3 protein-coding genes are annotated in these 4,783 nt (G+C 55.2%); 2 read left to right on the plus strand and 1 reads right to left on the minus strand.

The genetic code is table 11. From position 1 onward, the window contains the following. Window positions 1-67 precede the first annotated feature (67 nt). Window positions 68-1,105, minus strand: coding sequence for a hypothetical protein (locus C448_RS00145; protein ID WP_152415484.1), 1,038 nt, complete (start codon window positions 1,103-1,105; stop codon window positions 68-70). A 1,341-nt stretch (window positions 1,106-2,446) separates the two neighbouring features. On the opposite strand from C448_RS00145, the gene C448_RS00150 reads away from it, so the two are divergent. Continuing rightward, window positions 2,447-3,058, plus strand: a complete 612-nt coding sequence (locus C448_RS00150) for a site-specific integrase (RefSeq protein WP_004050968.1) — start codon at window positions 2,447-2,449, stop codon at window positions 3,056-3,058. A 290-nt stretch (window positions 3,059-3,348) separates the two neighbouring features. Further along, on the plus strand, window positions 3,349-4,704 hold the full coding sequence (locus C448_RS00155; protein ID WP_239640495.1) for a transposase: 1,356 nt from the start codon (window positions 3,349-3,351) through the stop codon (window positions 4,702-4,704). Window positions 4,705-4,783 lie beyond the last annotated feature (79 nt).

The raw sequence follows: 4,783 nt of genomic DNA on the forward strand, positions 1-4,783 counted from the left end.
TGAGATCGCGTTGATGTGTGCGGTGTACAACATTAAGGAGGCCGCAAAACAGGAAATTCCACTTCCGTCATGCGATTAAACACGGCCGTTCAAAGTGGAGATAGTCGTAGTCATCAGGTCCGGTTGCGGGCCGATCAAGTCCTAATTCGGCTGCCGCTTCGCCCCCGTCAAGTCCCTCTTTCGTGACAGTCACACCATCACGAGTGCGGAATGTGAGATTGCGATTACTCGCTAGTCGGTCGGTTCGACTCTCGGGAATGTCGTCAGGCCGAATTGGACAAGTCCAATAGAGACGTGTTGAATCGCCTGCCATTGGCATATTCGCTGGAAGCAACTGGAGCGTGGCTGTACCACGATCAACCGAAAACTCCCTCTCGTCGTCGGGGAGTGTGCCGATTCCGCCAGGATTGACTGAGCGGCGCTGGATGTATCCTAAGACCAACGCGCACTGACGTTCTTCGAGGTATTCTTTCAAGAATGGTGCCTGTACTCGAAGACATCGAATTGTGTGGCCCGACTCATCACCACTGAGACCGACAGTAGTTTCCCAGCGGTTGGTATCATAAGTCGCTACCACCTCATCAGAATCGATAGTCTCGAAGCGGCGCTTCTCATGTTCGATTAGGTCGTGGTATTCGATGAACCCGGTGTCAATGAGGGGAGCTTCGTATTGGAAGTTCGTTACGAACCGCGCCACCTCAACACCATCAACAGTCGTCGAAAGGTCCTCCTCCCAATAGGATTCCATCTCCTCACCCATACCTGGGCGTCGTCGTCCATATTCCATCGGACTGAAGTCGATGTCATCAAGTGCTGTCGTCGGGTCTGCATTTAGCACCACCTCAAGAGCATCAAGTGGAACCAAGCACGGCTGAATATTGAATGACTGTGTGAGAGTTAGTGTATCTGTTCCAATTCTACCGTTCTCTTCTGAGATATCCGATTCAACCCGATCCCACTGTTCGGGGGAAAGTGAAATCGAAGACCGTCCTAATTGATGAACGTGCACCCAGTCTCCCTGAATGGGTTCAGGATCAACCGACTCGAAAGACAACCATGCTTCTACGTCATCAATTTCCTCCAAATCCGTGAAAATGTCGTACACTGAATTCAGAACAGGTGTAATCTGTATTAAAAGTGGCGGATATTATCACGCGAAGTGATTCATTCCGTGTGGGAAATACGCGATCAAGTTCGTTATTTCCACTACATGCCGATGACCTGTTGGAAATGAAACAATAGTTTCTCGCCAGACTGGTCAGAAGGTGAGTCGTTTTAACTCAGGATGAGGGGTGGTGAGAAGGGGCTCTATCCGCCCAGTGGAAACACCGGAAACGGTGGTGTGTTGGGTACAGCCAAAAGGGACGCTTCCGGAGTGTTCTCACTGACGACAGATTTCACTCGAAATCAGGTGTGGTCCGTGTCGATCACCTCCCGTTATCGGGGGGTTTTTGCGTTAAATAAATAGCGCTCCCGTATACACGGTCACTAGAGCATGACTCCAAAATCCCACCCCTACCGACTTATCATTTCGATCCTGCTTATAGCTGCTATCGTCCTCAGTGGATGTATCGGGACCGTCCCTGAAACCAGCGGTGGATCAGCGGATGAAGGTACCCAACCCCGTGCCAAACTACTCAGTTTTGAACGTCTCGACAGTGAATGTATTGACGATACTGGAATGGGAGCGAACAGTACCACGTTCTCTGCCGATAACGGAGAACGGCTCTCCATCAATCGGACGATCAAAACGAATCGCTCTTCTGTAGTAGAGTGGAACTGCGAGACAATAGGGTGATTCATCTTCTGAACGGTTTGTAATCACGGCGTAGCGGCTGTCTCCAGCCACCGATTGTCTAATGATAGCACACTATTCCGCCAGTCTATACAAGAGCGAAACGAATAGTCCAGATGTTGCTTTGAATGCCTCACTCTCACAGAATGAATCGAGCGCGGCGAATTGGACGCTCAATGTCACAACCCACGTCACTGACTCCGACACAAAGACCTGCACAGGTCGCATCCAATACCATGCAGTTGTTCAGATCTGGAACACCTCAGAGTATCGAGTCACATTTTTGAACGATGGCAACTGGAGCGGGAACGTATTCAGCAGTAAGCAGGGTGGTGGCGGATCGGGAGTTGCCTACGCGCCTACTCCGGAAAACACTACGACGGTACAATAACTAGCGCCACGATCCCCCGTGAGAAAATCACTCCTGCTGCGACCGTGATTGGCTTCGGATGACTGGAGGGCCGCCACAGGTCGGTTGGGATACGTCTAAGACTGCTGTCTCGATCTCGGCGATGTCGGGGTTGTAGGATAACCCCGACATCCACGCACACCCCGATCGACGTACAGCCCCTCTCGCGCCGATTCTCTCATGTCCGCACTCGGTATCCCCACCTCTAAATGTCGGGGTTGTCTAGACAAAGGCGACACGCCATGCGCGTCGAACGTACCGATCACCCTCAGTTCCACAAGTGCTGGCTCACAACCGACGAGTACGAACAGCTGCGCCGGACAACCGACTCCTACCGCGACGAGCTTGTTGTACGGCTCGGCGGCGAGGTCGGCCTGCGGTCGTTCGAGGTCCCACAGATCACGCCCGAACACCCCCGCCGCGAGGTCATCGAGGACGACAGCTACCACTTTCTGCGCGTGCCCGAAGGCAAAGACACCACCGGCAACGGGGGAAAACCTCGCGATGCCTACCTCCCGCGCAGCGTCGAGCGCGATCTCCACCGCTACCAGCGTGCCGAGGAGATAGCCCAAGACAACCCATTTATCGATGTGAGTCCGCGCCACGTCCAGCGGATCGTGAAGAACATAGCCGAGCGGACGGCTGACCGCACGGGCGACAGCGACTTTCGGAAAGTCTCGTCACACGACCTCCGGCGGTACTTCGCGCACACCTGCTTGGTCGAGAAGCGGATGAATCCCCGCGTCGTCATGGAGATCGGCGGATGGGAGGATTACGCAGCGCTGGAGCCGTACCTGAACAAACCCAGTCCCTCCACTATCGTTTCAGAGTTCGAAACCGCCGAACTCGCGTGAGAGACGATCCCCCACTATCGAAGTGTATGCTCACAACCAGACCGGCCATCCAGTCCGTCACCACCCCCGGAACAGAATGTCGGCGAGCCGACGCTGCTGTCACGAACGACAGAATCTATGCACGAGAATCAGGATGAAGATGAGTCGGGCGGCTAACCGGTCGGGGATGAGCACAGTCTCAAGTGGTCACAAACGATGCAAAACGGGTCGGGGCTGCGGAACGCAGCCACGACCCACGACCTGACGATCAACCGAAAAACACTGATTCTCTTTCTGGCGGACGGTTGCTGTTGACGAAACAGGCCGAAGAAGTCCTTGATGGCACGACTGATGCGGTCGAGGTGGTCAGCCACCTCGACCTCGCCTCGTATGCTCACGACGATCCATTCCCGGACTGGCATGACTCGAAGCCGTTCAAGCCGATGTTTCGGGCGCTTCTATTGGCCGAACTCGACGGCGCGTCCGATGCCGCCCTGCATCGGACGCTTGATGAGGAACCCGACGTGGCTGCCGACCTTGGATTCGATCCCGATGACGTTCCGAATCAGAGTACACTCTCGCGTGCGCGTCGCAACCGGTTCGAAGCGTTTCAGACGAGAATCGAGGAAAGCGGACGGCAGATTCGGCTGCTTGCCGCCAGACGTGGAAGTCCAATCGGGACACCCTACACAGACAGCGCTTCAGAGGAGCCGACAGGCTCCTCGAAGCGCACCGTCAATCGACTCATTCGCGGGAAAACCCGCGAAATGGTCGACGAACTCACCTCTGTCGTATTTCCAGCAGTCGATTTTGACCGGCCTGATGGAGCGATCTACGACGATGAGGAGCTACTGCTGCTGGAGACGTTGCTTGGGGTCACAGGCACCGCCGCCAACGGCGGTGCCGAGACCTACGGCGATTACGTCAACCCTGAGCCGGATCTCGATGATCCGTTCTACGAGGACGGTCCGTCCGGAGAAACACTGTTAACGGCGATCAAAGAGCTCGAACCCGACGAAATCACGGAAATGATCAATCGTGGCGCGGCCCGCGTCTTGACGCGGGCCAAGCCTCATGTGGAGTTCGAGCGGCCGGTCATGATCGCAATCGACATGACCTACATCGCTTACTACGGTGAACGTGACGAGGTAGTTCGCGTTCAGGGAGCTCCCGACGACAAATCCTACGACTGGTGCTACAAGTTCGCAACCGCGAGCGTTGTCGGTGATAACATCCAGTTCACCGCAGCAATGCTCCCGATCGGTGACGCCGATGACCACGATCCGGACGAGTACTCCGGTGAGGACAAATCCTATCGAGCCGGCGGCGTGGTCCGCCGGCTCGTGGAAACCGTCGAGGAGCGTATCAGGCTGAGTGTCCGCCGAGTCTACGCTGACAGAGAGTTCCATGCTGCAGACGTGATTGACGTACTCGAACAGCGTGATCTGTTCTACGTGATCCCGGCTAAGCGCGATGACCGCGTGAAGCGGTTCATCGCACGTATGGACGATCAAGTCACGGTCAAAGACACGTATCCGATGTACGGTCCGGTAAAAGGCAATCCAGGATTGACCAGGGTTGAGACGACGTTGGTTGGGCTTCCTCCCGACGAAGATCGCGACAGGATCCAGACGTTCCTGACCAATCTCGCCGTCAATAGTCCCTAGCGAAAGTTATGAAGATCGCGTGAGATAGCGATCTCATGAGCGGAGATCGTCGCAAGGAGATCGTCCGACATCTCAGTGA

This window comes from Halococcus morrhuae DSM 1307, assembly GCF_000336695.1.
GTDB lineage: Archaea > Halobacteriota > Halobacteria > Halobacteriales > Halococcaceae > Halococcus > Halococcus morrhuae.